Source organism: Aquamicrobium sp., from assembly GCF_023954335.1.
Lineage (GTDB): Bacteria > Pseudomonadota > Alphaproteobacteria > Rhizobiales > Rhizobiaceae > Aerobium.
The window spans coordinates 1,561,571-1,587,435 of the sequence record NZ_JAMLIE010000001.1 but is presented as its reverse complement, the minus strand read 5'-3'; the positions used below and the strand labels follow the sequence as shown (position 1 = coordinate 1,587,435).

At 63.1% G+C, this 25,865-nt stretch carries 36 protein-coding genes, 2 tRNA genes and 1 pseudogene; 27 read left to right on the top strand and 12 right to left on the bottom strand.

Annotated elements, in window-relative coordinates:
- Positions 1-69 precede the first annotated feature (69 nt).
- Complete coding sequence (gene traA / locus M9945_RS07835) at positions 70-3,057, top strand: Ti-type conjugative transfer relaxase TraA (RefSeq protein ID WP_073063700.1); 2,988 nt, start codon at positions 70-72, stop codon at positions 3,055-3,057.
- Positions 3,058-3,256: 199 nt separating this feature from the next.
- On the opposite strand, the gene M9945_RS07830 is transcribed toward traA, so the two are convergent.
- The 4 genes from M9945_RS07830 to M9945_RS07815 all read right to left on the bottom strand — a co-directional run bounded on the left by M9945_RS07830 (position 3,257) and on the right by M9945_RS07815 (position 5,713).
- Positions 3,257-3,694, bottom strand: coding sequence for a hypothetical protein (locus M9945_RS07830; protein WP_073063212.1), 438 nt, complete (start codon positions 3,692-3,694; stop codon positions 3,257-3,259).
- 55 nt (positions 3,695-3,749) lie between these two features.
- On the bottom strand, positions 3,750-4,124 hold the full coding sequence (locus tag M9945_RS07825) for a hypothetical protein (protein ID WP_073063209.1): 375 nt from the start codon (positions 4,122-4,124) through the stop codon (positions 3,750-3,752).
- 123 nt (positions 4,125-4,247) lie between these two features.
- On the bottom strand, positions 4,248-5,261 hold the full coding sequence (locus M9945_RS07820) for a type VI immunity family protein (RefSeq protein WP_367944068.1): 1,014 nt from the start codon (positions 5,259-5,261) through the stop codon (positions 4,248-4,250).
- Positions 5,262-5,263: 2 nt separating this feature from the next.
- On the bottom strand, positions 5,264-5,713 hold the full coding sequence (locus M9945_RS07815; protein WP_367944067.1) for a hypothetical protein: 450 nt from the start codon (positions 5,711-5,713) through the stop codon (positions 5,264-5,266).
- 142 nt (positions 5,714-5,855) lie between these two features.
- On the opposite strand from M9945_RS07815, the gene M9945_RS07810 reads away from it, so the two are divergent.
- The 10 genes and pseudogenes from M9945_RS07810 to M9945_RS07765 form a co-directional block, all read left to right on the top strand.
- A tRNA-OTHER gene (locus tag M9945_RS07810) sits at positions 5,856-5,969 on the top strand.
- Positions 5,970-6,052: 83 nt separating this feature from the next.
- Positions 6,053-6,445, top strand: coding sequence for a hypothetical protein (locus M9945_RS07805; RefSeq protein WP_073063199.1), 393 nt, complete (start codon positions 6,053-6,055; stop codon positions 6,443-6,445).
- Between the two features lie 14 nt (positions 6,446-6,459).
- Positions 6,460-6,948 carry a hypothetical protein gene (locus tag M9945_RS07800; protein ID WP_073063195.1) on the top strand — a complete coding sequence of 163 codons (489 nt, stop codon included), beginning with the start codon at positions 6,460-6,462 and terminating at the stop codon, positions 6,946-6,948.
- Complete coding sequence (comJ, locus tag M9945_RS07795; protein ID WP_073063192.1) at positions 6,945-7,415, top strand: competence protein ComJ; 471 nt, start codon at positions 6,945-6,947, stop codon at positions 7,413-7,415. Before M9945_RS07800 ends, comJ begins: the two co-directional genes overlap by 4 nt.
- Before the next feature lie 26 nt (positions 7,416-7,441).
- On the top strand, positions 7,442-7,777 hold the full coding sequence (locus M9945_RS07790) for a hypothetical protein (protein ID WP_073063189.1): 336 nt from the start codon (positions 7,442-7,444) through the stop codon (positions 7,775-7,777).
- Between the two features lie 550 nt (positions 7,778-8,327).
- Positions 8,328-8,546, top strand: a complete 219-nt coding sequence (locus tag M9945_RS07785; protein ID WP_073063168.1) for an AlpA family transcriptional regulator — start codon at positions 8,328-8,330, stop codon at positions 8,544-8,546.
- An 82-nt stretch (positions 8,547-8,628) separates the two neighbouring features.
- Positions 8,629-8,799: a hypothetical protein gene (locus M9945_RS07780; RefSeq protein ID WP_159435556.1), complete on the top strand. Its 171-nt coding sequence runs from the start codon at positions 8,629-8,631 to the stop codon at positions 8,797-8,799.
- A gap of 61 nt (positions 8,800-8,860) precedes the next feature.
- A complete protein-coding gene (locus M9945_RS07775; RefSeq protein ID WP_073063163.1) occupies positions 8,861-9,157 on the top strand; it encodes a type II toxin-antitoxin system RelE/ParE family toxin in 297 nt (98 codons plus the stop codon).
- A gap of 13 nt (positions 9,158-9,170) precedes the next feature.
- On the top strand, positions 9,171-9,479 hold the full coding sequence (locus tag M9945_RS07770; protein WP_073063161.1) for a HigA family addiction module antitoxin: 309 nt from the start codon (positions 9,171-9,173) through the stop codon (positions 9,477-9,479).
- Between the two features lie 58 nt (positions 9,480-9,537).
- Positions 9,538-10,563 (top strand): annotated as a pseudogene (locus tag M9945_RS07765) (recombinase family protein); the annotation flags it as partial.
- Positions 10,564-10,785: 222 nt separating this feature from the next.
- On the opposite strand, the gene M9945_RS07760 reads toward M9945_RS07765, so the two are convergent.
- Positions 10,786-10,998, bottom strand: coding sequence for a hypothetical protein (locus tag M9945_RS07760; protein WP_200796411.1), 213 nt, complete (start codon positions 10,996-10,998; stop codon positions 10,786-10,788).
- A 129-nt stretch (positions 10,999-11,127) separates the two neighbouring features.
- A tRNA-Ser gene (locus tag M9945_RS07755) sits at positions 11,128-11,218 on the bottom strand.
- 253 nt (positions 11,219-11,471) lie between these two features.
- Here M9945_RS07755 and M9945_RS07750 point away from each other — a divergent pair.
- From M9945_RS07750 to M9945_RS07740, 3 genes are read left to right on the top strand one after another with little or no spacing between them, the layout of a single operon-like run.
- The gene (locus M9945_RS07750) at positions 11,472-11,693 is read left to right on the top strand and encodes a hypothetical protein (RefSeq protein ID WP_367944066.1); all 222 of its coding nucleotides are present in this window, start codon (positions 11,472-11,474) and stop codon (positions 11,691-11,693) included.
- Between the two features lie 20 nt (positions 11,694-11,713).
- The gene (locus tag M9945_RS07745) at positions 11,714-12,367 is read left to right on the top strand and encodes an SOS response-associated peptidase (protein WP_367944065.1); all 654 of its coding nucleotides are present in this window, start codon (positions 11,714-11,716) and stop codon (positions 12,365-12,367) included.
- The gene (locus tag M9945_RS07740; protein WP_367944064.1) at positions 12,364-12,549 is read left to right on the top strand and encodes a hypothetical protein; all 186 of its coding nucleotides are present in this window, start codon (positions 12,364-12,366) and stop codon (positions 12,547-12,549) included. The genes M9945_RS07745 and M9945_RS07740 overlap by 4 nt, the downstream gene beginning before the upstream one ends.
- Positions 12,550-12,678: 129 nt before the next feature.
- Here M9945_RS07740 and M9945_RS07735 read toward each other — a convergent pair whose 3' ends face one another.
- Genes M9945_RS07735 through M9945_RS07725 form a run of 3 tightly spaced genes read right to left on the bottom strand, consistent with a single transcriptional unit; the run spans position 12,679 to position 14,413 of the window.
- Positions 12,679-13,056 carry a hypothetical protein gene (locus M9945_RS07735; protein ID WP_367944063.1) on the bottom strand — a complete coding sequence of 126 codons (378 nt, stop codon included), beginning with the start codon at positions 13,054-13,056 and terminating at the stop codon, positions 12,679-12,681.
- A 39-nt stretch (positions 13,057-13,095) separates the two neighbouring features.
- Positions 13,096-13,614 (bottom strand): 3TM-type holin, encoded by a 519-nt coding sequence (locus M9945_RS07730; RefSeq protein WP_367944062.1) that lies wholly within the window; start codon positions 13,612-13,614, stop codon positions 13,096-13,098.
- A gap of 1 nt (position 13,615) precedes the next feature.
- Complete coding sequence (locus M9945_RS07725) at positions 13,616-14,413, bottom strand: N-acetylmuramidase family protein (RefSeq protein ID WP_367944061.1); 798 nt, start codon at positions 14,411-14,413, stop codon at positions 13,616-13,618.
- 119 nt (positions 14,414-14,532) lie between these two features.
- On the opposite strand from M9945_RS07725, the gene M9945_RS07720 reads away from it, so the two are divergent.
- Complete coding sequence (locus M9945_RS07720; protein WP_367944060.1) at positions 14,533-15,294, top strand: sulfotransferase domain-containing protein; 762 nt, start codon at positions 14,533-14,535, stop codon at positions 15,292-15,294.
- A gap of 186 nt (positions 15,295-15,480) precedes the next feature.
- Here M9945_RS07720 and M9945_RS07715 read toward each other — a convergent pair.
- Positions 15,481-16,832, bottom strand: a protein-coding gene (locus tag M9945_RS07715; RefSeq protein WP_367943246.1) for an IS3 family transposase whose coding sequence is annotated in 2 segments (ribosomal slippage) — positions 15,481-16,496 and positions 16,496-16,832 — 1,353 coding nt in all. Because the reading frame shifts where the segments join, the coding sequence is not laid out codon by codon here.
- On the opposite strand from M9945_RS07715, the gene M9945_RS07710 reads away from it, so the two are divergent.
- The 11 genes from M9945_RS07710 to M9945_RS07660 all read left to right on the top strand — a co-directional run bounded on the left by M9945_RS07710 (position 16,786) and on the right by M9945_RS07660 (position 21,951).
- Positions 16,786-17,073 carry a hypothetical protein gene (locus M9945_RS07710; RefSeq protein WP_367944059.1) on the top strand — a complete coding sequence of 96 codons (288 nt, stop codon included), beginning with the start codon at positions 16,786-16,788 and terminating at the stop codon, positions 17,071-17,073. The two genes, M9945_RS07715 and M9945_RS07710, sit on opposite strands and share 47 nt — an antisense overlap.
- Complete coding sequence (locus M9945_RS07705; protein ID WP_367944058.1) at positions 17,073-17,525, top strand: HNH endonuclease; 453 nt, start codon at positions 17,073-17,075, stop codon at positions 17,523-17,525. Before M9945_RS07710 ends, M9945_RS07705 begins: the two co-directional genes overlap by 1 nt.
- Complete coding sequence (ssb, locus tag M9945_RS07700) at positions 17,506-17,988, top strand: single-stranded DNA-binding protein (RefSeq protein ID WP_367944057.1); 483 nt, start codon at positions 17,506-17,508, stop codon at positions 17,986-17,988. The genes M9945_RS07705 and ssb overlap by 20 nt, the downstream gene beginning before the upstream one ends.
- A gap of 75 nt (positions 17,989-18,063) precedes the next feature.
- Positions 18,064-18,504, top strand: coding sequence for a recombination protein NinB (locus M9945_RS07695; protein WP_367944056.1), 441 nt, complete (start codon positions 18,064-18,066; stop codon positions 18,502-18,504).
- Positions 18,501-18,656 (top strand): hypothetical protein, encoded by a 156-nt coding sequence (locus tag M9945_RS07690; protein WP_367944055.1) that lies wholly within the window; start codon positions 18,501-18,503, stop codon positions 18,654-18,656. Before M9945_RS07695 ends, M9945_RS07690 begins: the two co-directional genes overlap by 4 nt.
- On the top strand, positions 18,653-18,844 hold the full coding sequence (locus M9945_RS07685; protein WP_367944054.1) for a hypothetical protein: 192 nt from the start codon (positions 18,653-18,655) through the stop codon (positions 18,842-18,844). Before M9945_RS07690 ends, M9945_RS07685 begins: the two co-directional genes overlap by 4 nt.
- Positions 18,844-19,272 carry an HNH endonuclease gene (locus M9945_RS07680; protein ID WP_367944053.1) on the top strand — a complete coding sequence of 143 codons (429 nt, stop codon included), beginning with the start codon at positions 18,844-18,846 and terminating at the stop codon, positions 19,270-19,272. Before M9945_RS07685 ends, M9945_RS07680 begins: the two co-directional genes overlap by 1 nt.
- Entirely contained in the window at positions 19,265-19,606 is a 342-nt protein-coding gene (locus M9945_RS07675; RefSeq protein ID WP_367944052.1) for a hypothetical protein, read from the top strand. The genes M9945_RS07680 and M9945_RS07675 overlap by 8 nt, the downstream gene beginning before the upstream one ends.
- Positions 19,599-20,276, top strand: coding sequence for a hypothetical protein (locus M9945_RS07670; RefSeq protein ID WP_367944051.1), 678 nt, complete (start codon positions 19,599-19,601; stop codon positions 20,274-20,276). The genes M9945_RS07675 and M9945_RS07670 overlap by 8 nt, the downstream gene beginning before the upstream one ends.
- Positions 20,269-20,514, top strand: coding sequence for a hypothetical protein (locus M9945_RS07665; RefSeq protein ID WP_367944050.1), 246 nt, complete (start codon positions 20,269-20,271; stop codon positions 20,512-20,514). Before M9945_RS07670 ends, M9945_RS07665 begins: the two co-directional genes overlap by 8 nt.
- A 393-nt stretch (positions 20,515-20,907) precedes the next feature.
- Positions 20,908-21,951, top strand: coding sequence for a tyrosine-type recombinase/integrase (locus M9945_RS07660; RefSeq protein ID WP_367944049.1), 1,044 nt, complete (start codon positions 20,908-20,910; stop codon positions 21,949-21,951).
- Positions 21,952-22,180: 229 nt separating this feature from the next.
- On the opposite strand, the gene guaD is transcribed toward M9945_RS07660, so the two are convergent.
- Together guaD and M9945_RS07650 are read right to left on the bottom strand one after the other, a co-directional pair.
- Positions 22,181-23,503, bottom strand: coding sequence for a guanine deaminase (guaD, locus tag M9945_RS07655; protein WP_367944048.1), 1,323 nt, complete (start codon positions 23,501-23,503; stop codon positions 22,181-22,183).
- Entirely contained in the window at positions 23,500-24,717 is a 1,218-nt protein-coding gene (locus M9945_RS07650) for a urate hydroxylase PuuD (RefSeq protein WP_367944047.1), read from the bottom strand. The genes guaD and M9945_RS07650 overlap by 4 nt, the downstream gene beginning before the upstream one ends.
- Before the next feature lie 181 nt (positions 24,718-24,898).
- Here M9945_RS07650 and M9945_RS07645 point away from each other — a divergent pair, with 181 nt between their 5' ends.
- A complete protein-coding gene (locus tag M9945_RS07645) occupies positions 24,899-25,819 on the top strand; it encodes a LysR substrate-binding domain-containing protein (protein ID WP_367944046.1) in 921 nt (306 codons plus the stop codon).
- The last annotated feature ends 46 nt before the right edge of the window (positions 25,820-25,865 follow it).

Sequence of the window (25,865 nt, the reverse complement as noted above, 5' to 3'; positions counted from 1 at the left end):
TTTTTTCGAGGGAGGGCGCGCTTATACGTCGTTCCGACGTGCGCTTGGCCGTGCCAATGCTTGATCGCGATGGCGATCTATCATCTTCACGTCAAGGTCATTGGCCGCAAGGCCGGGTCGAGCGCGGTGGCGTCCGCCGCCTACCGCTCGGCCTCGCGGATGCGCGACGAGCGTATCGACCGCGTGCAGGACTTTTCCAACAAGCGCGGCGTCGTCCATTCCGAGATCATGTTGCCGGAAGGAGCACCGGAGCATCTTGGCGACCGCGAACGGCTCTGGAACGATGTCGAGGCGTTCGAGGTACGCAAGGACGCCCAGCTCGCCCGCGAGGTGGAGTTCGCCATTCCGCGCGAGATGACACAGGCGCAAGGCATCGAACTTGCCCGCGATTTCGCCCAAGCCGAATTTGTCGATCAGGGCATGATCGCCGATGTGAACGTGCATTGGGACATGGCCGAGGACGGAAGCCCCAAACCTCATGCCCATGTCATGCTGACCATGCGCAGCGTGGACGAGAACGGTTTCGGCCCAAAAGTGCGGGACTGGAACCGCACGGAGATGGTGGAGCGCTGGCGCGAACGCTGGGCCGAACATGTCAACGAGCGCCTTGCCGAACTCGACATTGACGCCCGCATTGACCATCGCAGCCTTGAGGCCCAGGGCATCGGGCTTGAGCCGCAAAGCCAGATCGGGGCACCCGCGCAACGCATCGAGGGCGAAGGCATTGAGGCCGCCGACCGCGCCGACATGCACCGTGAGATCGCCCGCAACAACGGCGCGCGGATCATCGCCGATCCATCGGTAGCGCTGGACGCGATCACACAGCAGCAATCGACCTTCACGCGGCGCGACATGGCGAAGTTCGCGCACCGGCACAGCGACGGGATCGAGCAGTTCAACGAGGTCATGGGCGCAATGCGCGGCTCGCCCGATCTGGTCGAACTCGGGCAGGACGGGCGCGGCGAGGATCGCTTCACCACCCGCAACATGATCGAGGCGGAACAGCGCCTTCACCGTGCTGCCGAGATGATGGCCGTGAAGGAACGTCACGAGGTGAACGATACGCATCGCGACATGGCATTGGCGCGCGCTGAACAACGCGGCCTTGTTCTTTCCGGCGAGCAGGCCGACGCGCTGGCGCATGTCACGGACGGGCGCGATCTTGGCATCGTCGTCGGCTATGCCGGGACGGGAAAGAGCGCCATGCTCGGCGTCGCCCGCGAGGCATGGGAGGCGGCAGGCTTTGAGGTTTGCGGTGTTGCCCTGTCAGGCATCGCGGCTGAAAACCTTGAAGGCGGATCGGGCATTGCGTCCCGCACCATCGCCAGCATGGAACATGGCTGGGGACAGGGCCACGACATGCTGACGTCCCGCGATGTGCTGGTCATCGACGAGGCGGGCATGGTCGGCACGCGGCAATTGGAGCGCGTGCTTTCCCATGCGGCGGAAGCCGGTGCCAAGGTGGTGCTGGTCGGCGATCCGCAGCAGTTGCAATCCATTGAGGCGGGCGCCGCGTTCCGTTCGATCCATGAACGTCATGGCGGTGCGGAAATCGGCGAGGTGCGCCGCCAGCGCGAGGACTGGCAGCGGGACGCGACTCGCGATCTGGCGACCGGCAGGACCGGCAATGCCATCGCCGCCTATGACCGTCACGGCATGATGCATGCCGCCGAGACCCGCGAGCAGGCGCGCGGCGATCTGATCGACCGCTGGGGCCGCGACCGGCAGGCATCGCCGGACGCGAGCCGCATCATTCTCACCCACACCAACGCCGAGGTGCGCGAACTCAACGAGGCGGCCCGTGACCGTATGCGGACGGCGGGTGATCTGGGCGAGGATGTGCGCGTGACCGTCGAGCGCGGCGACCGGAATTTTGCCAGCGGGGATCGCGTCATGTTTCTGCAAAACGAGCGCGGCCTTGGCGTCAAGAACGGCACGCTCGGCACCATCGAACAGGTCAGCTCGGAGAGCATGACCGTGCAGACCGATGACGGACGCGGCATCTCTTTTGATCTGAAAGACTACGACCGCATCGACCATGGTTACGCTGCGACAATCCATAAGGCGCAGGGCATGACGGTAGATCGCACCCATGTTCTGGCGACACCGGGCATGGACGCCCATGGCAGCTATGTCGCCCTGTCGCGCCACCGCGACGGCATGGACCTGCACTATGGCCGCGACGACTTCACCAGTCAGGATAAACTCATCAACACCCTGTCGCGTGACCGGGCCAAAGACATGGCGACGGATTACGAACAGATCGACCCGGCCCAGGACTATGCCGAACGGCGCGGCATCACCTTCCGCGCCCGTGTCGCCCAGATCATGCGCAGGCTGATGCCGGAGCGGCTGCGCGATGCTGTCGATGGGATGCTGGACGGTCTGCGCCAGCCCGGTGACGCCGCGCCTGGCGCTGATGGTGTGAGACGACCGGAAAGGGAAAGGACCGGAAAGCCGGTGGTGGAGCGGCAGATCGGGGAAGACCCCGAGGCCGCGTTGCGCCGCGCCCGTGGCCGGGCCTTTGTCCGTCATGCCCGTGCCGTGGATGCGGTCTTCAAGGCGCAGGACCGGGGTATCTCGGCGACGCCCGAGCAGGTGCAGGAACTGCATGAGGCCCGCGCCGGATTTGACGATATGCGCCCTCATGGCTCCCGCGACGCCGAGGCCGTCTATAAACGGAATCCCGGATTCGCCGCCGATGTCGCTTCAGGTGATGCCGACCGCGCCTTGCCCGCCAGACGCGCCCTGCAACTGGAAACCGAAATGCGCCAGAACCCCGATCTGCGCGCCGACCGCTTCGTGGAACGTTTTCGCGACCTCAGGCAGACCGGCGACCGCCAATATGCGGCGGGCAACTATTCCGGCTACAAGGCCGCCCGCGCCGAGATGGGCAACATGGCAATGAGCCTTGAGCGCGATCCCCAGATGGAATCCCTGCTCGAAGGTCGCAAGAAGCAACTCGGCATCGACATGGATTTCGACTCAGGCATGAGGCTCGGTCGGCAACTCGCCCTCAGTCACGGCCTCGGCAGGGGAAGGGGCATCGGGTTGTAAAACCGTCCTGTTAGCCACCGCCCCCTTGTCGCATATCGTGTCGCGTGTCGTTCGCGACCTGCGACAAACACTTGCGACACGAAACCGCCTGATTTTCTGGGGACTGCCGATCTGGTGGAGGTTTTAGGATTTCCGCGAACAAGGAAAGCTCTCCGAGGCGACCCGCCCTTAGCCGAACCGGCCGACCATATTGCGCAAATCACTTCCAACGCTGAGCGCAGACATGCTCGCCCTCCGTGTCGGCCAGATAGAGTGGGTAGAAGGTCCGCAGCCGGACCGCGCCGACGATCTTGCAGCCTGCCTTGTCGGCACAGATGGCCAGCGTCTTGCGCGCATCGTCAACGGTGCAGAGCACTGTCGAACAGCGCCGGTGATGCAACGCCCCGCTCGCATCCGAGGTCAGAAGGCCAAGCCGCTCGGCATCGTCAATGTCGAGGCCGAACAGATCGGCCTCGGCCAGCGGGTGCGTTCCCGTAACCTGTGGCGGCGGCACCTCGACACCATAGGCGATAGCGCTGGACCAATGGACCGTCGATTTGGCATCGGCGCGGCACATCAGGCCGAGGTCGACGGGCCCGGCTTCGCTGGACGCCGGGAAAAGCGCGAGGATGACAAGAAAAAACAGCACTGGTTTCATTCGTCTCATTCCGTGGCGCGGATGCGGGCATTGCCGTTTCCACGTTGCAAATCCTTCACATGCCCCCCGATGTCGGGAAGCGAATGTATGAACTTGTCGATGCGACGTAGAGCCAGACGAGGCTGGCCCCCACCCACAGGATGGCAAGCCAGGAGAGGACGCGCAGGACACTCGATTGTCCGGCCCGCTTCCACCTGAGATCGACAAGGCCGGCGACAGGGAACCAGATCGCCCATAGCATGCCGGCCCAGATCGTCGCGGGCCAGACATCATCGCCGCTCCAGTCGTTCAGATTTCCGTAGAGGGGCGCAAGGAGCGGATAGCAGGCGTAATAGAGTCCGACGCCCAGCATGCCCATGCTGAACAGGCCGAGGGCCGCGACGACGAAGCCGGCAATAATGGAGCCTTTGATGGCGAAAAGCGTGTTCATTGGGATCGGGTCTTCCTCAGGTCTTGTATTACGTCCAGACGCCGATCGGCAGGATCGGCACGCCGAGAATTGCCGTCGGCCAATGCTCGACGGTGAAGCCGCCGATCACCCTGAAGAAACCGGTCATGTGGCCTCCGGTGCCGGCTCCGCGGCTGGTTCGGGGCGGCCGTCCCTGTCGAAGCGAAAGATCCAGTTCAGCGTTTCGCTGTGACGATCTAGCCTTGCGGGCAGCTTGATCAGGTCGCCCGGCCGGTCCCGATATCCGGTGAAGACGATCGGGCGCAAGGCGGCGCTGACGGCATGATAGGTTTCGGGGACGCCTTCCTCCTGAAGATCGCCCATCTGCGGATAGCCCCCCGCGCGGATGACGACGCCGCCGTCGAAATCGTGAAGGGCAAAGCCGGGCGCGGCCGGCGCGATGTCCACCCATGCCCGCGCAAGGCGCGCCTCCAGCCGCTCGCGCCCGCCGATGGCGGTGAGCGCGGCGTCGCCGAGGACGGTCAGCCAGTTCACGGCCTGGATGCGGCCGGGCTTCCTGCTCAGGTTGAAGGCGCCGGGAAAGTCGAGCCCGCAGAAGCGCGATAGGATCGGCCAGCTTTCGTCGGGCCACTGAAGCTCCATCCCCGGTTCCGCGATGAGGGCGAAGCCGGCCGAGCCGTAATCTGGCTTCACGATCGAGGCCCATTCCACAACCGCCGCGACATAGCGGTCCGGGTCTTCCTTCATGAACGAAGCGGGCACCACCGCATGGAAATACGACAGCCAGTCCGGCGCGTAGTCTCCGACCAGTTGCGCCACGCCATGCCAAAGAGGAATCTCCCGGTCCTCGCAGATCGTGATGCCGAACGCCTTGACCGCCTCGGCTTCGGTCGCCTGCCTGCGTTGCCTTTCCGGAAAATCCGCCTTGGCGAGAGCCGAAAGACGTTTCGAGTCGTTCGGCAGGATGCGCGTGACATGCGGGCCGGCGAGCCTTGCATAGGCGGCGAGCGCATCGACTGCCGAGGTCCGCACCCGCGGCTCCGGGCCGTTCGGGAAGTAGAACTGCGCCCGCACGCCGATACGCATGATCGGCTTGCCGCTGTGGCGGTGGGGGATGAGCGCGTCGTCAAGCGTCTCGTAATCCATGCGGCGGTCCATGGTCAGTCCCTTTCACCGCCTCGCCGAAGGCCGAGAAGCGATCCGGCCAGCCACATGCAGAGGGCCGCCAGCACGATGGCGACCGTGCTGAAATCCATCGTGCCCACAGCCGCGCCGGTCGCGGCCATGATCATCAATTCGCGTTGCAGGCGCGGCGCGAGTTCATCGCGAATGGCGGAAGCCAACGCATCCCGCTCGTCCGCCGCGAACGGCTTCAGGTTGGCGCGATACCAGGTGCTTTCGGGACGCCAGATGCGCGGGGCCGAGCGCAGGCAGGCCATGGCGATCAACCAGTAGAGCCCGACCGCCAACAGCGCCATCGACGCCACGAGTGGAACGGCCGGCAGAAACTCGTACAGGGGCAAGGCGAACTGCGACGCCACGAACAGGCCGGCGAGCGCAAGATAGGGAACGGAGCCCGGCAGGCCGCGGGCGTTGCGCAAGTCGATCATCGGGCCGGTTCCGGTATTTTCGTGCAGTGAATCGCCTCCGAGGATTGCAGATCGAATCGTCACGCAAGCATAAAGGTCCCGCCAAGCCGGGCAAACCGCCAGACGGTTACATCTTTGCTGCAAATGGCTATATTGGCACATACGAGGCGTGGCAGAGAGGTTTATCGCGGGCGGCGGCTTCGAAAGAGGCCCGCTCCGGGCTTTGAGGCCTTCAGGACTCTCACGGCGCGCGCAGGTTCGAATCCTGTCGCCTCGTCTCTGGAGCGGGTGGATGCATCCTCACGATCTGCTGTGCATGATGCGGGCGCCAGATTATCGCGTGAACAACCGGGCAGGACGATGCTGAGCGCCTCTTTGCAAGATTTCATCGACACCTACGATCTGGACGACAAGGGCGTGGATGCGATCACGCAGGATGACGCCGGACGGGTGCGCTTCGTCTTCGAGCTGTTCCATTGCGACGATGCGCTTCGCAGCGACGAATCCATGGATTACCGGCTGGCCGCTACGTTTCGCCCGGAAGATGTGACCCTCCACGAGGGTGTGCTGTGGCACGAGGAGGGAGACTGGCTGGGTACGATTCTCGATCTTCAGACGCAGGACGGCCCGTTGCGCCTCGGCATCGAATGGCGGAGCCTCATTGACCGGAACCATTCCTGGACGAGCCTGTCGCTGTGCGATGGTCCGCTCCAGGCCGAGGAAATCGTCAGTGAACGCAGGAGAGAACGCTGACGAAAGGAAACGAAATGGACAGCTTTGCACGATTCATTCCCGACGGGGCAGAGCTCGACGCCAGGGCGATCCGCGCCGCCGGTCTTGCGGCGCGACCGTTTCCCGAATTGGCAATTCCCGCCGAAATCGCCGCTGTCGGCAGGCTGGTGGGAGCCGAGCAGGCGGAACTCTGGAGCTGCCAGTATCAACGGGAACCACTTCACCTCGCGGGATTGAGCTTGGATGAAGCCGGACGCCAGTCCTTCGCCCTCGGTTATGAAAGCGTTCTGGTCGCGTTCGAGGCAGCGCGAACCTATATCTGGCAGCCGCTCGAACATGAGTTCTTCGTCATCTTCGCTCCCCAGCCGACGCTGGAAGCCATTCGCTCGGCCGGCATCTTCGCGTATGATTTCCACGACTATGCCCGTGAAGACTATTTCAAGGGAAAGCGGTCCGACTATCTCGTTGAAATGGGCAGGCGCTACACGATCGCCGGTCGTGATCCGCAAGGAGATGACGCATGATGCTGGCTGATTTCCCAGCGACTATCTTATACACGCAGGTGCTGGTCCAGACTGAAAGCCATGCGGGGATCGGCCTGCTGTGGACCGACGAGCATGTGGCGCAAGGCTTTGCCTGGTCGGACGGCCTCGTTTCCTTCGGCGTGCCGGATCATGACGGCGAGTGCCGGATACAGGTCGAGGTCTCCCGTGGCGCCGTTCCGGACCCGCAGGCGCTGTGGGCGGTGCAGGTTCCCTTCTACGTCGCCGGCCCGTTGCAAATCGGCGCCATCTTCGATCCGCACAGCGTCGTTGTTCCGAATGGGAGCTATAACCTCACCTGGCAGGCGTTTTCAGGCGGAAGCGACCATGCCTATACGCTGCGGCTGACCTTCTCGCAGAGCGCCACGCCGGAGTTCCGCATCCTGAAGAAGGGCGGCGACATCACCGCCGATACGGTCCTGCGCCGCGACGCCGAAGCGGCGAAATAGAAGCGGCCGCAGGCGGAGGACGAGTCGTGCATTGGACAGAGATAGACTGGAAGAGGATAAATCCGATCCACGACGACCTTCTGGCGAAGGTTCGCAGCGAGACCGGCCGAGCCTGGAAGGATGCCAACGGGGAGTTGCATTCCCACTACAAGGAAATGCCGTTCTGGATCGTCCTTCATGAGGATGGCGATGTCCGCCAGGCGCATGCTGTCTTCCGGGAGATCGTTCGTCCGGCGCTCAGTGAGATCGAGCCGGTACAGTGCACGGTCGGGTATAGCGTCGTGAAGGATGGAAAGCGCCGGCACTACTTTCTCGGGACCAACGCCGAAATCCTGAATGACGGCGGCCTGCTCGACGATTGACCCCGTAGGACCAAATACGTTGCCTCAAGTGTAAATCGGAGGGATCAAAGGTCACATCGACTATCGTTTTCTTTTGTCGGTGATGCTGCAATATCGTCGGGGATCTCGCTCAGGAAGCTGCTGCTCTGCTGAAGCCGAATGGCAAACGTCTGGGCGAAGCCCTCGAAACGCTCCTTGCCCTTGACCTGCTCTGGCCCAGCACGCTTCAGTTCGCAAAACTCCCGAAACGTGCAACATGACGGCCGGAACGCCGAGAGGGCCATGCCTCGCACTTTTGGCGCATCCGTAGAAATCCTCAACTGGAATCCATCCTCGCCAACCGCAGCCGGGAAATCCCGCTCGAATCAGGATGCCGCCCAGCGCAAAACTCATGTTCATCCATAGCATCGAATACGGCATGGGTGGAGAGTCGGGCCGTAGAACCATCCTATTTACCGTCGCTTCTACGCCACACTACTACGCCAACTAAATATCTATTGCACAACGATAATTCGTTGCTCTGTCTGGTCTCTGCAATCGTCAAAAACGACCAGCAGGAGGCAGCACGACCATGCGCCAACCAGACCGTATCGTCCGTTTGAAGACCGTTCTCGCCCGCACCGGGCTGTCCCGGTCCACCATCTACCGTAAGATCGCCGAGGGCACGTTCCCGCCCCAGCTCAAAATCAGCGCCAACGGCGCGGGATGGAAGGAATCCGACATCAATCACTGGGTCGCCGATCCCGTCAGGTGGAGGCCGCGCAGCGAGTTCGATGCCGATGCCCTCTGATCGCAGGGACAGCAAGCCGGAGGCGGCATCCCGGTCCCGGCGTGTCAAACGCCCGCCCACGGCGTCGGAGCAGCTTGAGGAATTGCTGGGCTATTCGTGGCCGTTCCCCGGCAGACCGCCGAAACACGACCTCAGTACATGGACCGTGACCGACGACTGGCCCGACCCTGTTCCGGTTACGGAAGCCGAGATTGAGGTGTTCGAGCGATGGTTTGGCGACCTGTTCGATGAATTGTTTGGCCCGGACAGTTGAGCCGTTTCCGTTGCAATGTGAGTTATAGTGTGGTACATATGCCCATTGTTGGAGTGAACCTGTGATCGTAGGCTTTCGGGACGACTGGCTTCGGGCCTTCTTTGTGGATGATGTTCGTTCCCGCAACATCCCGCCCGATCTTGAGGCCCGCTTGTTCCGCAAGCTCCAGATGATTGACGACGCCGTGACCGATCAGGACTTGCGCGTGCCGCCCAGCAATCACTTCGAGAAGCTGCGCGGCAATCTGGCAGGACTGCATTCGATCCGCGTCAACCAGCAATGGCGGTTGATCTTCCGCTGGGATGGTGAGCGCGGTGAGGCTGACGGGATTTATCTGGACGACCACAGTTACCGATGAAAGTGAGGCGAACATGCTGACCACCAAGCGCAAGCCGGCGACCGTCGGCGAGATACTGACCGAGGAGTTCATGCAGCCGATGGGGCTGACACAGGGCGCGCTTGCCGAGGCGATGGGCGTCCAGCGCAAGCACGTCAACGAGCTATGCGGCAATCGCAGGAACGTGACGGCGGCGACAGCGCTGATCCTGGCCCGCGTGTTCGGCACCAGCCCTGACTTCTGGCTCAACGTGCAGCGGCGAAGCGATCTTTGGGAGGTGATGAACACGCCCAAGGAGCGCGAACGAGTTGAGCGCGCGCGCCCGTTGGAGAAAGCGGCCTGAGCGCGTCCATGCGGTCCGATGGTTGGGGCCGAGCCACGATTGTGAAGGAGACATCACCATGACCGTGCCGCTGCGCGCCGCCCTCTATCTGCGCGTTTCGACGGCGCGGCAGGCCGAGCATGATGTCTCCATTCCCGACCAGAAACGGCAGGGTGAAGCCTATTGCGAATCCCGTGGTCTGCAACTGGTCGAGACTTTCATCGAACCCGGCGCATCAGCCACGAACGACCGCCGCCCCGAGTTCCAGCGCATGATTGAGGCGGGGACCAGCAAGCCCGCGCCGTTCGATGTCGTCGTGGTCCATTCGTTCAGCCGGTTCTTCCGCGATCACTTCGAGCTTGAGTTCTATGTCCGCAAGCTGGCGAAGAATGGCGTGAAGCTGGTCTCGATCACCCAGGAAATGGGGGATGACCCTATGCACGTCATGATGCGGCAGATCATGGCGCTGTTCGATGAATACCAGTCCAAGGAAAATGCCAAGCACGTCATGCGGGCCTTGAAGGAGAATGCCCGCCAAGGCTTCTGGAACGGCTCGCTTCCTCCTATCGGCTATCGCACCGTCGCCGCCGAGCAGCGCGGGGCCAAGACCAAGAAGAAGCTGGAAATCGACCCGCTGCACGCCGACACGGTGCGGCTGATCTATCGCCTCGCGCTGGAAGGCGACGGCACCACCGGCCAGATGGGCGTGAAGAACATCGTTTCCTATCTCAATAGCCGCCGCATCTTCACCCGCGACGGCGGGCGTTGGGGCATCGGGCAGGTTCACCGCATCCTGACCCGCCGCACCTATATGGGCGAGCATGAGTTCAACAAACGCAGCAAGACCAAGGAATTGAAGCCGGTCAGCGAGATCGTGATGGTTCCCGTCCCGCCGATCATCGACCGTGACACGTTCGACACCGTGCAGAAGCTGCTCAAGGCGCGCAATCCCAAGGTCATGCCCGCCCGCGTCATCAGCGGCCCGACCATGCTGACCGGCCTGATCCATTGCGCCAAGTGCGGTGGGGCCATGACCATCCGCACCGGCAAGGGCGGGCGCTATCGCTATTACGCCTGCTCGATGAAAGCGCGACAGGGACCGACCGCGTGCAGTGGCATGGCCGTTCCGATGGAGAAGCTGGACGATCTGGTCGTCAATCACCTTGAAAAGCAGCTTCTCCGGCCCGAGCGTCTGAAAATGATTCTTGCCGCCGCGCTCGACCGCAGGGAAGAACATGCCGAGCGCCGCCGCGAGCATATCGCCGAATTGAACAAGCGCTCAGCCGAATCGGAACTGCGGCTCAAACGCCTCTATGACGCCATCGAGTCAGGTGTTGCCGATCTGAACGATCCGGCGCTGAAAGACCGCATCGACGGCCTCAAAGCCATTCGTGACCAGGCCAAGGTGGATTCCGACCGGGCGCAGGCCATGCTCCAGAACTCGGGGCAAAAGGCCGTCACGCCGCAGATGCTTCGAAAGTTCGCCACGACAGCGCGCCAACGTATCCGGCTGGAAGGTGGAGGCTATCGCCGCGATCACCTGCGCGCGCTTGCTCAGCGTGTCGAGGTCGCCGAGGGCGAGGTTCGTATCATGGGATCGAAGTCCCGGCTGCTACAGACGCTCGTGGCGGGAAGTGGCGTAAACTCAGTGCCCACTCAGGGACTGAAGTGGCGGAGAGGATGGGATTCGAACCCACGAGGCCCTTTTGGAGCCTACTCCCTTAGCAGGGGAGCGCCTTCGACCACTCGGCCACCTCTCCGTACCGCGCTTTCTAAGCGTTTCCGGGCGTTTGGCAAGGGGGCAAACTTGCAGGTTCATGCAGGTTCTTGCAGAACGATGCAGGAACTTGCAGGGGGAAGTGGGGGAAAATTGGGGGAAAGGGTTCCTGCCATGTTCCCCCGTCCACAGAAATCTCGATCTGTGAATTGTGCGATGTCAGCCAGCTTGACGCTGATCGCTTTTGAGGAATATGTTCCTCGGCGGTGCGGCACACCGGAACCTACGAGGATACCATGAAGCTGCACACGATTTTCGACTGGAATTTCCAAGTCCACCAGGTCAACGACCGCGGCGAGATCATCGAGACGCTTGCGCTCGCCAACAACTCATCCGTTGCCATCGCCGCGTTCGATGCCGCGCTGAGAGAGCGCACCAACAGCCAGATCGAGCTGCGCAATCGGATGCGCGTCATGAGATCGGCGTCGTCCGGTGGGGAAGCCTTGCCAGCGCCGTAGGCTGCTGACAGGATCGCGGCATGTGCAACCTCTACAACTACACCCGGAACGTCGACGCCATCCGCCAGCTCGCACGCGCCATGGTCGACCGAACCGGCTTCAACGAGCCATCGCGCGACGTCTATCCCAACTATCTTGCGCCGGTGGTGCGCGTCGGAGAAGACGGCGAGCGCGAGATCGCTCCGCTCCAGTGGGGCATGCCGTCACCGCCGCAGTATGTGAAGGGCGCCGACCGCGGCGTCACCAACACCCGCAATGTCGGCTCGCCGCACTGGCGGCGCTGGCTGGGCGTCGAGAGCAGATGCGTCGTGCCATGGACGAGCTTTGCCGAGCCGTCACCGACAAAAGACGAGAATGGCCGGACGCCGAATGTCTGGTTCGCGATCAACGAAGACCGCCCGGTTGCCGTTTTCGCTGGCATCTGGACCCGCTGGCATGGTGTGCGCAAGGTGAAGGACGGGCCGGGCGACTTCGAGCTTTACGGCTTCCTGACGACCGAGCCAAACGCCGTCGTCGCGCCTATCCACCCGAAGGCGATGCCGGTGATCCTTACCACGCCGGAGGAAATCGACGTCTGGCTGTCGGCACCATGGGACGAGGCGAAGGCGCTCCAGCGGCCGTTGCCGGATGATATGCTCATGGTCGTAGAATCGCCTTCGAAGGAAGCAGCATGAGCGACGAGCCCAACCGAGATGAGCAGCCTGTCGCGACACCGGCCGGCATCTGGGAGCACTATTGCGAGCACCCTGGCTGCAAGGAATGGGGCGGCTTCGGCTTTTCCCTCGCCGGCCGGCCGGCGCGCTGGTTCTGCTGGGATCACAAGGCGGATGGTGAGCGTCTGCTGGGCAGGTCCTGAAAGACAAAAAGCCCCGCCACCTTTTGGCAGCGGGGCGAAGCAATATGCAGAAAATGCATAAAGGTCAGGAGTGGTAATTGCGTATCATGATCCGGCGACGGTGATACTCAGGGGCGAGTTTGGTATCGGCTACTGGACGCGCCGCCCCCGGCTCGCCTCGTTCTCAAGCCGCTCAAGAATCTCTCTCATGAGCCTCGTGTCAGACGCCAGCGCGTTGATGCTGGTCTCAACCGCTCTTAGAGCCGCCGAGGCATCCCGAGACGAGACCTCAACATTGGTGATGCGCAGCTCATGATTATCGAGGACGCGTCCGGTTGTCTCCAGCGAGGCGATGCGCGTTTCTAACCGAGCGATGTTGGCCGCGTTGGTGTCCCGCCCGGTGACGAGAGCATTGTAGGCAATGCCCCAGCCAACGCCGGTTGCCATCAGCGTGACGAACAGCAGAACGGTGTTCAGATTTATCTCGTACCGAAATTGCGGCCGGTTCATCGTCGCTTCCTCGCCCAATTGCCCCGCTCCTGTTCCAATGCACTGCGGATGATGTGATCAGCGGCTATTCCGCCATCTCTCGATGCCTCGCAGGGCGGTATGTCCGCCCATGTAGAGCGAGATGAACCACGCGGTGAGCGTCATCAGCGTACCGAGATCGATCGCATCGATGGACGCGCCGAACGCCGCGTTCGTCAGAGGTCGCAGAACCAGCGCGTAAAGCCAGACGAACGCCAGCAGCCACATCCAGCCGGGCCGCCATGCCCACGTCCATGTCGGGCCGCCCTTGTCGAGTTCGGCTTTCAGCGTCTCGTTCATGAGACGCTGGCTCTCGACGTGGTGCATGAGGATGTCAGCTGCCGCAGGTTCGGCCGCCACGATGGCCTCCTGAAGATCGTCGGTCGGCAGGTCGGGAAGCGCCTCGGGCGACACGCCGGCCTTCTCCGCTATGGCGTCGATCACCTTCCCAGCGATCTCGCCGCCCGCCCCACCGAGCTTGTCGCCGAGAACTTTCTTGATGATCGGCACGGCCAGTTCGCCGGCCGCGCTGAGCAGGATGGAAGCGAGCGCGCTCATGTCAGTCTCCGAGGATAAAGGCAGCGGCCGCGATCAGCATCAGCACGACGATGCCGAGGATCGCGCCCGAGATGCTGTCGCCCTTGCCCGAGGCAGGCTCAGGAGCAGCTTCCGGCTTCTGGACGGGCGCGGGCTTCGCGGGCGCTGGCGGGGTAGCCTTGCCGATGAGCGCGGCAAGCTCGGCTTCCGTGGCGGGCGGCGGTGTGACCCGCTCCGATGCCGGCCGCTTCGCATAGGCGCTGGCCAGTTTCGTGTGATAGCCATGCTGCGCATAGGCGGAGCCGTTGTAGCCCTTGGCGAAGGAAGACCAGTTCCTCGCTTTGAGGTGACGCTGCAACCCCTTGCTGACGATGAAGCGGGCCATGGCATAGAGGCCCGCGCCTTCCGAGTGTTTCATCGCCTCGACGAAGGACACCACGTCACCGAAGCCGGCGGCCTTGTGGTTGAAGCCCATCACATGGCCAAGGCCCCATGAGGCTGATCGAAGGGCGGCATCACGGTTGATCGTCATTGCCTTTTCGAGGCGCGGATAGCTGTCGCTCGGATATGCACCCGCCTTCCATTTGGCGTAGGCCAGCCCTTCCTTGACCGCCCGGTCCCGGTTCGCGCCAGCCCCGAGTTCGCGGTAGAAGATGTGCGGCTCGAACAGCATCTTCGGGCGGCTCTTGCCGTCGAAGCCCTTACCTGCGGCCTCGATTTGCAGGACCGCGCGCACCGCCGCGATTTCGCAGCCGAGATAGCCCGCAATGGTTCTCACGTCGCCATCGGACAATGGCAACGCCTTGCCAGCGAAGTTCATGGCTGTCTCCAGTTCTGGTGATGTGCGAAGGACGCGCTGGCCTAGCCTTGGCGGCTAGGCGGCAGCGTTGATCTCGGGATGATCTGTTGGTAGTGAAGCCTTGGGCACAGGGGCTTTACATGCACTACATCAATGTTCGAAAACTGCTTGGGCGTCAGCCCGAGCCAAAGCTCAGCTTTGTGATCGCTGGGGCGCAGAAGTGCGGAACGTCAGCGCTCTACCTGTATTTGCGGTCGCATCCGCAATTATACCTGTCCGAGAAGAAGGCGCTACGGTTCTTCCTTGGCCGGAAACAGAACTGGCTATGGCCGCGCTACGACGCCCTTCATGCCCATTTTCGCGATGCTCGACCCGGCCAAGTTCTTGGCGAGGCCACCCCGAAGTACATCTACAGCGGTACGGCGATGAAGCGCATCGCCGACTACAACCCAAGCATGAAGATCATCATGCTGGTCAGGGACCCGGTCGAGCGCGCCTACTCGCAATGGAAGATGTACACTTCCGTGGGGATGGAAGATCGCCCCTTTTCCGAGGCGATCCGGAAAGAGAACAAGCACGGATATGTCGGCCGCGGCATGTATGCGGCCCAGCTTCGGCGCGCGACCTCGCTGCTCGGCAGAGACAGCATTCTCGTCCTAACCAACGACGAACTGAGGAATGATCATACCAGCGCCCTGAAGCGCGTGACCGGTTTCCTTGCGGTTGAACCTTTCCTCAAGGCGCCCGAGCATTCCATCAAAGTGCCGAAGGAGCCCCGGCTAGCGACATCGCCGATGACCGAGGACGATATCGCTTTCCTCACGTCGACCTACGCCGCGGACATGAAGGAGTTCGCCGCGATGACGGGCATTGCGTTCCCGCGATTTCAGGCGCTCGCCTGAACGTCACATCTCGACCGCTGCCAGCCACGCGGCGTCGATCTGTTCTGGCGTCAACTCGAGGGCGGTACCGACTTGTTCAATAAGCGGATGGTCGCGCTCGAACTGCGATGCGTGTCCGTCGTCAGGGTTTTTGGGACAACAGGCGGCGTGAGCTAACGGAGGCTCTGGTCCATCAGGTTTGTCACATTAGGCCGCTGCATCTCGATGAAGCAAGCGACGCTGTTTGATGGTTTCGCGTTTGATCCTTTCCCTTTCCAGCGTGATGATATCGCCGCGCCCGAAGTAGACGTCGGCAGGGGTGAGATTGTCGAGGCTCTCGTGGTAGCGGCGGTGGTTGTAGTGATCGACGAACGCCGCGACCTGCTGCTCGAGATCACCCGGCAGGAAGTAGTTTTCGAGCAGGATGCGGTTCTTCAACGTCTGGTGCCATCGCTCGATCTTGCCTTGGGTCTGAGGATGGCAGGGCGCCCCGCGCGTATGTTCCATGCCCTTGTCGGATAGCCATGCGGCCAGGTCGGAAGAGACGTAAGAGGGGCCGTTGTCGGACAACAGCCGCGGCCGCTGCACCACCCTGGCGCTGTCGCAGCCAGAAGCCTGCAGCGCGATGGTCAGCGTGTCGGTGACGTCCTCGGCCTTCATCGTGGTGCACAGCTTCCAGGCGATGATGTAGCGAGAGAAGTCGTCGAGCACGGTCGACAGGTAGAACCACCCCCAGCCGATCACCTTCAAGTAGGTAAAGTCGGTCTGCCAGAGCTGGTTGGGCGCCGTCGTCTTGTCGTGGAACTCATCGGCGGCCTTGATGACGATGAAGGCGGGGCTGGTGATCAGGTCGTGGGCCTTGAGCAGGCGATAGACTGAGGATTCCGAGACGAAGTAGCCCCTCGTGTCGGTGAAGGTGACCGCCAGTTCCCGTGGCGACAGCTCCGGCTCGTTCAACGCCAGCTCAATGATCTGATCGCGTTTCTCCTCGGGGATGCGGTTCCAGACCCGGTTCGGCCGGGGCCTGCGATCCTCCAGCGCATCGACACCGCCGGCCAGGAAACGGTCATACCAGCGATTGAAGGTCGAGCGCGGAATACCGAGTTTTTGCAGCGTGCGCCGCGCCGACAGATGCGACTGCTCGACGAGCCGAATGATCTCCAGCTTCTCGGATGCGGGGTATCTCATTCGTCGTCGCCCCCATCCGCAATCATGCTTTTTTTAAGAATCCGCAGTTCCAGCGCCTGCTCGGCGACGACCTCCTTGAGATCGCGCGCCTCCTTGCGCAGAACCTTCACCTCGTCGCTGGTGGCGGCGCGCGCCGTATCCCCGGCAAGCCGCTTCTTGCCGGCTTCCAGGAATTCCTTCGACCAGGTGTAATAAAGGCTCTCCGCGATCCCCTCGCGCCGGCACAGCGCCGCGATCGACTCTTCGCCGCGCAAGCCCTCCAGCACGATGCGGATCTTCTCCTCGGCCGAATATTGCTTGCGGGTTGCGCGGCGGATGTCTTTGATGACCTGCTCTGCCGGCGCTTTCCCGGTTCCGGATTTCTGTCTCATCTTCGCTCCTTTGAAAGGCTACGATGAACCAGAAATCCTCCGTTCTCAGTTAAGCCGATTTGGTCCCATCAGTGCTGACGCCGGACACTGGCCCAAGCTCCCAGTTCTGACCGTTCGCGTCTACCGGGACGAGGAATACATAAAGACGCTCTCCGACGAGATCGACCGCTTCAACGACGAGTTGGCGGCTCTGGTCGAGCGCATCCGAAACTATGGCATTGAACAGAAGGAAGCGGCGTGATGGCCGGTAGCGTCAACAAGGTGACGGCCTTCCTTCAAAAGGCGAACACGCACGGCATGGACCCGGACGTTTGCTGGGAGTGGACTGGCGCGGGCAAAGGAAACGGTTACGGCCACACGTCCCAAGGACCTGCTCATCGGCGCGCGTATGAACTTTTCGTCGGCCCCGTGCCGGACGGGATGGATGTTTGCCACTCGTGCGACAACCGCCCGTGCGTCAATCCCGACCATCTGTTTCTAGGCACTCGCGCCGACAACATGGCCGACATGAAGCACAAGGGCCGCGGCGCGGGCGGCAACCGTAAACACCTCAAGGAAGCGCAGGTTCAGGAAATCCGCCGCCGCCTAGCCGCAGGCGTCCGGCCCCGCGTCGTCTCCGAAACCATGAACGTCAACTACGCCACCGTTACGGCCATCAAGGAGGGACGAAGCTATGTCGGGCACGGTCAATAAGGTCATCCTCGTTGGGAGGCTCACTGCCGATCCTGAAATTCGGCGGCTGAACAGCGGTGACCCGGTTGTCAATATGCGGATCGCTACGAGCGAGACTTGGCGCGACAAACAGTCCGGTGAACGCAAAGAGAAATCCGAGTTCCACAGCGTCGTCATCTTCAACGACAACCTCGCCAAGGTCGCAGAATCCTATCTCAAGAAGGGGATGAAGGTCTACGTCGAGGGTCAGTTGCAGACCCGCAAATGGCAGGACCAGCAGGGCAACGACCGCTACTCGACCGAGGTCGTCCTCCAGAAGTTCCGTGGCGAATTGCAGATGCTCGACACCCGCAACAGCGATGACGGCGACCGCGAACAGCGCCCCGCACGTCAGGAACGCTCGACCAGTTACGACCGCGACGATAGCCGCACACACGGCGGCTACGGCAACCAGCGCGAGCTTGACGACGAGATTCCGTTCTAACCGCGTCCTCCCTGACGCCCACCCTCCCCGTCCTGTCACAGACCGGCAGGACGGGGGAAGAGAGAGGAAACCGACATGGCAACCGAACGCCAGCGTTACATTCTCATCAATGATTTCGTGCGGCACAACGCCGTCACCGCGATCATGCGCGCCGAGCCCGGCAGCGCCGTCACGGTAGGCCCGGCCACCCGCAGCCTTGACCAGAACGCCAAATTCCATGCGATTTGCACCGATCTGGCAAGGTCTCACCTGGAATGGGCCGGGAAGCGCCGGAACGCCGACGAATGGAAGGTGCTGCTGGTTTCCGGCCATACCAAGGCAACCGAAGGCGAGATTGAGTTTGTTCCTGGTCTTGAAGGTGAGTTCGTCAACGTGCGGGAAAGCACGGCGCGCATGTCCGTTCGCCGCGCCGCCAGCCTCATCACCTATGCACTCGCCTTCTGCGACATGCACGGCGTCCAGCTTACCGAGACGATTAGGGGCGGCTTTTACGATCCGCAGGAGGTGGCCGCATGACCTTCCCCTACGTCTACTTCTGGCACCGTCAAGGCCGCAAAGGCCAACGCTGCGCGGTCACGGCGCGCGGCAAGATGAACAGCATCCGCGTCGTGTTCGAGGATGGATACACCATGATTACCAGCGGTAACGCGATCAGGAGGGCAGCATGATTATCCGCCTCATCCGCCGCCACCGCGCCCGTCGCAATCTCGAAGCTGCGAAAGCCCGCGTGGCCACCCTGTCACGCCAGATCGACCACAGGCGCAAAAGCAAGCAGGCATGGCGTCCGCTGCTCGGCAGCCTGGCTGACGCTCGGCGTGAAATGCTCCGCGCTGAGATTGAATTGAGGGGGTGGTGATGGCGCGGCCCGTCAAAGAATGGATTGGCGACACGGACGACCAGCGCGCGCCGCCCCGCGTCAGGCTGCGCGTCTTCGACCGTGAGAGCGGCAAGTGCCATATCTGCCGCCAGCCCATCATCGGCAAGAAATGGGCGCTGGATCACGTCACCGCGCTCATCAACGGCGGCGAGAACCGTGAAAGCAACCTCAAGCCGGTGCATATCGCCTGTCATGCAGAAAAGACCGCTGCTGACGTAGCCGAGAAGGCCAAGGTCGCGGCAAGGCGCAAGGCTCACCTGCGCATCGTAGACGCCCCGGCCATGCAAGGCCAGCAGTTCCCGAAAACCCGCAAGGCCGCACGCCGCCAGCAGGTCGCAACCCAGAAGCTGCCGATCCCGCCGCGCAAGCGCCCGATGTTCGCCAAGGAGGCTACGAACGATGCTTGACCGCATCTGGATCTGGTTCGCCGACAACGGCAACATTCGCAAATGGCAGCGCGAGCCTTTCGATGAAGGGACGGAGTTCGTCGCCCTCTCCACCGTAACGCCTGCCGAGGTAGGCGGGCTGGTGGAGCGGCTGCGTTCCCGCATCCCAGCGAATGGACCGCTCGCTGACGTTTACTACGATGTGAACGAAGCCGCCTCCCTCATCCAGTCGCAAGCGGCGAGGATCGCGGAGTTGGAGGCGGGGTTGGAAGCGATAGCCGTATTCCTGAACCCACCGACAGTTTCACAGGCCCGCGCCCGTGCCATGCTGAACAAGGACTCCTCCCATGACTGACGCACAGACAGAAGCGCGGGCGATTGCGCAGCGACTGATGTTGCCGGACGAAGATGTATTCGAACTGGCTGTCGATATCATAGCCACCGCCCTCGCCGCGGCCCTCTCCCGCACAGGCGCGATGAAGGTGAAGCCGCTGGAGTGGGAGGATTCCGTGTCACCTCTGATTGGGCCGAACGTGTATTTCTCGCGGGCGGCGACCGTGTTCGGGTCATACAGGACGGAACAGCGCCTTCCCGACAGTTGGATGATAACCGCACCTAATGGTGATGCCATCCGTGACGAGAACAATAAACTCGCCCACCACGAGACCCTAGAAGCCGCCAAAGATGCCGCACAGGCCGACTACGAGCGCCGCATCCTATCCGCCCTCACCACAGAGCCAGCCGCACCGGAAGGGTGGCAGGAGGCGGGGCGCATTGGCGATGCCGTTCTGGACTGGATGGTTAAATTCGACCTGCTGGATGCCGGAAACGAATACTACGTTAGCGACGTGCTCGCCGTCTTAAACGATCTGACGCCATCCACCCGCCCCGCAGAACAGGCGGTGACGGAGGCAATGCGGCGGATACGAGACTACGCGGATAAGCCCCACGCTGACCGATACGTCATCCGCAACATGGCCGAGGACGCCCTCAAGGCCGCGATAGAGGCTGGACGCCATGACTGATGTTCGCAAAACGATAGTTACGGCGCTCATGGAGACAGCGGGTATGAACGTGCGAGAGCAGGCCATCCGTGTGCTCGGCGCTCTCCACACCGCCGGCTACCGCATCCTCGGCCCGGATGAAGTCGATGCGGTGACGCTGGAGAGGGCTGTTGTGGCTGCCGAAGAACGAGCGGAATGGGTGCCATTGAAGGCTGGAGACATGGCAACCGCCATCCGCGCCCTCGGGAGGAAGGCATGAAGCTGACCGAGATTGGCGCTCTTGCCGCACTTGAAGAAGTCGATCGCAACGGGATGCTCTGGACGTGTCGGAGCTACGAAGCCCCTCAGATATGGGCGAACCTGAAGCGGCGCGGGTGGGTTGAGAGAGACCCTTGGACGGGCAAGATGCGCCCTTCGGACGCCGGCCGCCAAGCCCTCGCCAGCAGCGGAGGAAGGACATGAGCAGGGCGGCCGAAGTCATGGAGCGCGTTATCTCACCGGCTGACGCTGTGGAAATGCTGTGCATGAAGGGCATCGAGGTTTCCGAGCGTGCTCTACGCGAGCGAGCAAGGGAAATTGGGGCTTATCGTCAGATCGGTCGGGCCATGTTCTTTACGCCCGAAGACATGGAAAGGATAATGGAGCCGCCGGCATGCTCACCCTCATCAAGCGCCCCAAAAGTCCGTACTGGATCGCGCGTGGAACGATCAACGGTGTCCGCGTTGAGCGAAGCACGGGCGAGACTTCAAAGCCTGAAGCGCGGAAGAAACTAGAGACGATCATCCAATCGCTCCAAACCGCGCCGGTGGAGCGTGATTGGCGGGATATGCCGTTCGCCACGGCCATGGTCGCCTACCTCGACAGCGGGAAGGATAGTCGTTTTCTCGGCCGCCTCCTCGATCATTTCCAGGAAACGCGCCTCGGCGACATTGACAACGTCGCGATGGTTCGCGCCGCCAACGCGCTCTACCCCGGCCGAGCGCCGGCCACCATTCGCCGGCACCTATACGTGCCGATGTCCGCCATCATCAACTTCGTGAAGGATGACAAGCTGCGGGCGCCGAAGGGCGACGGGGCAAGAACCATGTTCGTCATGCCATCGCTGGCGGAAGCGATCATTCAGGCCGCCACGACGCAACCGAGCCCGTGGCTTCCTGCGCTTATCACGTTCCTGTTCGGACAAGGCACTCGCGCGGGTGAGACCTTCGCCATCGACGGCCGAGACGACATCAGCCTGGCCGGGCGCTGGGCGATCCTTCGCGATCCCAAGAATGGCCACGAGCGCCGCGTGACGCTCCAGCCGCGTGTCGTCGCGGCGCTATCTGTTTTGCCGAACATCGGCGATCGCGGGCCGCTATTCCGGCGATTTGATGGAAAGGCATTTGCCGACAAGATCGGCCGAGGTGGCCAGATACGAACGGCCTTCGCTCGATCTGTCGAAAACGGCGGGGGTGACCCGAAGGTCATCACGCCGCACGTCTGCCGACACTCATGGGCGACCTGGTTCTATTCGCAAACGAAGGACACGCTGCGTCTGAAGGAAGAAGGCGGATGGCTTTCGAATGAGCATCAGCGTTACGTGAAGCTGGGCACGCCGGAGATCGGCGCGGAGGCTTTCGCGAAAGGCTGGGACTTCAAATCTGTGGGGGAAAACTGGGGGAATGCGGTCGCGCTCGTAGCGAAAACAAGTGCTTAGAAGCTGAATATCTGCCTTAGCAGGGGAGCGCCTTCGACCACTCGGCCACCTCTCCGTACCGCGCTTTCTAAGCGTTTCCGATTATTTGGCAAGGCGCAATCTTGCACAATGGCGCGGGAATGCACATCGCGGAAAACACGCGGCGCAATGCGGCGTGGCAGCGTTTCCCGGGTCTATCGGCGGCTCGCGGCAATCTGCCTTGCATGGCGGCAAGGGCGAGGCTTGCGCCTCACTCCTTCCCGGCCCCGGCCAACATGCTCCTCGCCGGCTGTCCGGCGACGTAGGTCTCGGCGATCGCGCGGTCGTCGCCGAGGGTCTGGAGGAGGAACAGCTCCTGCGCCAGCGTTTCGACCCGTTCCATGCGCAGGCGCATGGCCGGCGTCGCCCGCGCGTCGAGGACGACGATGTCGGCGTCCATCCCCGGCTCGAGCGTGCCGACATGGGTGCCGAGCGACAGCGCCTCGGCGTTGCCCAGCGTGATCTGCCAGAAGGCGGCGAGCGGGTTCATCTTCTCGCCCTGCAGCGCGATCACCTTGTAGGCCTCATCCATGGTGCGCAGCATCGAATAGCTGGTGCCGCCGCCGACATCGGTGGCCGCCGCGATCCTGAGCGGCTTCGCCCGCCTCGAATAGCCCTGCCAGTCGAACAGGCCCGAGCCGAGGAAGAGGTTCGAGGTCGGGCAGAATACGGCCGTCGCGCCGGCCTCGTGGATCGCGTCGGCCTCGCGGGCGTCGAGATGGATGCAGTGGCCGAGCAGCGTGCGCTGGCGCAGGAGCCCGTAGCGGGCATAGACGTCGGTGTAGTCGCGCGCCTCAGGGTAGAGCTCGCGCGTCAGCGCGATCTCGGCGTGGTTCTCCGACAGATGGGTCTGGATGTGGAGAGCGGGGAACTCGGCCGCCAGCGCGCCGGCCGCCTCCATCTGCTCGGGCGAGGAGGTGATGGCGAAGCGCGGGGTGATGGCGTAGTGGAGCCGGCCCTTGCCGTGCCACTCGCCGATCAGCGCCTTCGAATCGTCATAGCCCGATTGCGGCGTGTCGCGCAGCCCTTCGGGCGCGTTGCGGTCCATCATCACCTTGCCGGCGACGACGCGCATGTTGCGCGCCAGCGCCTCGGCGAAGAAGGCATCGGCGCTCTCCCGATGCACCGAGCAGAAGGCGGCGACGGTGGTGGTGCCGTGGCGGATCATCTCGTCGAGGAACAGGCGGGCGATGCGCCGCCCGTGCTGGGAGTCGCGGAACCGCGTCTCCTCGGGAAAGGTGTAGGTGTTGAGCCAGTCGAGCAGCTCGGCGCCGTAGCTGGCGATCACCTGCATCTGCGGCATGTGGACATGGGCGTCGATGAAGCCGGGCAGGATCAGATGCGGGCGATGGTCGACCACGCGCGCCCCCGCCGCCTCGGCGGCGACGGCGGCGAAATCGCCGACGGCGGCGATCCTGCCGTCGCGGACCAAGACGCCGCCGTCCTCCTCGAAGACATAGGCGGCGCGGTCGTCGACGCTCTCAGGTCTGGTGCGGAAGGAAAGGACGCGCCCGCGCAGGAGAAGCACGCTCACCGCCGCGCCTCCTCGAACCAGGCGACGATCAGCGCCCGCTCCTCCTCGGTCATGGCCGAGACGTTGCCGGGCGGCATGGCGTGGCTGCGGCCGGCCTGGAGGTAAATTTCCCGCGCGCGCTCGGCGATCTGGCCTTCCGTCTCCAGCGCCACGTCCTTGGGCGTGAAGCGGACGCCGTCCCAGACGGGCTCGGCGGCGTGGCACATGGCGCAGCGCCCCATCACCGTGTCGCGCACGGCCGCGAAATGCGCCGACGCCATCAGCGCCTGCGCGCCGGCCGAGACCTTCTCCTCGCCGGTCAGCACTTTCGGCGCGGTCGACAGCCACATGATGAGAATGAAGAGCACGGTCGCCGCGCCCCATGTCCAGTGCGGGTTGCCCTTGCGGGCATGGATGGTGTTGAAATAGTGCCGGATCAGCACTCCGATCAGGAAGATCAACGCCGCGATCACCCAGTTGAACTGGGTGGCGAAGGCCAGCGGGTAGTGGTTCGACAGCATCAGGAACACGACCGGCAGCGTCAGGTAGTTGTTGTGCAGCGAGCGCGTCTTGGCGATGCGGCCGTATTTCGGGTCGGGCTTGCGGCCGGCGATCAGGTCGGCGACGACGATCTTCTGGTTAGGGATGATGATGAGGAAGACGTTGGCCGACATGATCGTCGCCGTGAAGGCGCCGAGATGGAGGAACGCGGCGCGGCCGGTGAAGAGCTGGGTGTAGCCCCAGGCAACAGCGACGAGGATCGGGAACAGCACCAGCATCAGCCCGGTGTCGTTCCTCGCCAGCGGCGAGCGGCACAGGAGATCGTAGATCAGCCAGCCGACCACCAGCGAGCCGGCCGACAGGAGGATCGCCACCGGCGCGGAGACGTCGAGCACGTTGCGGTCGATGAGGTAGAGATCGGCCCCGGCATAGTAGACGATGGCGAGCAGCGCGAAGCCCGACATCCAGGTGGCGTAGGATTCCCACTTGAACCAGGTCAGGTGCTCGGGCATGCGCGCCGGCGCGACGAGATATTTCTGGATGTGATAGAAGCCGCCGCCGTGGACCTGCCATTCCTCGCCATGCGCGCCCTCCGGCATGCCCTCGCGCTTCACCAGCCCGAGATCGAGGGCGATGAAATAGAAGGACGAGCCGATCCAGGCGATGGCGGTAATGACGTGAAGCCAGCGCGCCGCGAAGGATAGCCAGTCCCAGAAGATCGCGAATTCGTGCATCTGTCTCCCCTCGCAGGTCTCATGCCGGACCTTGGACCGACTTTACGGCCTCCGCTTCAAAGCGAAAGAGTGGAGATGCACGATGACTTTCAAAAAAATCTGGAAAATAATGACCTGACGACCGTTTGCGGCGGCAAGCGGCCAAGGGCGGCGGCTTGGGGGGGCGGAAGGGAAAGCGGCCATGGCCTATCTCGACAATATCGCGGTCTTCGTGCGGGTGGTGGAGCTGGGCAACCTATCGGCCGCCGGCCGCGACATGCGCATCTCGCCGGCGGTCGCCTCCAACCGAATCAAGGAGCTGGAGAAGCATCTGGGGGTCAGGCTGTTCAACCGCACGACGCGGCAGCTGATGCCGACCGAGCACGGGCGCGTCTTCTACCAGGGCGCGCGGCAGATCCTCGACGCGGTCGACGAGGCGGAAGCGGCCGTCAGCGCGCTGTCGGGCCAGCCGCGCGGCACGATCCGCGTCACCGCGCCGCTCGGCCTCGGCCGGCGGCTGATCGCCTCCGGCATTCCCGAGTTCCACGACCGCTATCCCGACATCGAGGTCCGGCTCAGGCTGTCCGACCACAATGTCGACATCATGAAGGAGGGCATCGATGTTGCCTTCCGCCTCGGGCTCTTGGAGGATTCGAGTCTGAGGATGCGCGGCATCCTCGAATGCGAGCGCGTGCTCGCCGCCGCCCCGTCCTATCTCGAGGCGCGCGGCGAGCCGGCGAGCCCGCACGACCTCGCCAACCGCAAGCACGACTGCCTGCAACTGCGCTATCCCGGCGCTAAGGACTACATCTGGACGCTGAGGACGCCGTCCGGCCTCGTCAGGACCGAGGTCCACGGCCCGTTCGACAGCGACGACGGCGACGTCATCACCGGCTGGGCGCTGTCGGGGCGCGGCATCGTCAACAAGCCGCGCTTCGAGATCGAACCCTACCTGCGCGACGGCAGGCTGAAGGTGGTGCTGGCCGATTGCCCGCCGCTGCCGGTGCAGCTCGCCGCCGTCTACCCGCACCGCAAGTTCCAGGACCCGAAGGTCAGGCTGCTGCTCGACTTCATGGCCGACCGCTGCCAGCGGATGATCCGCGACATTCTGACCGGGCGCTGAGGCTGCAACCCGGACACGGGATGGCACGTTGATGGGCAGCCGGCCG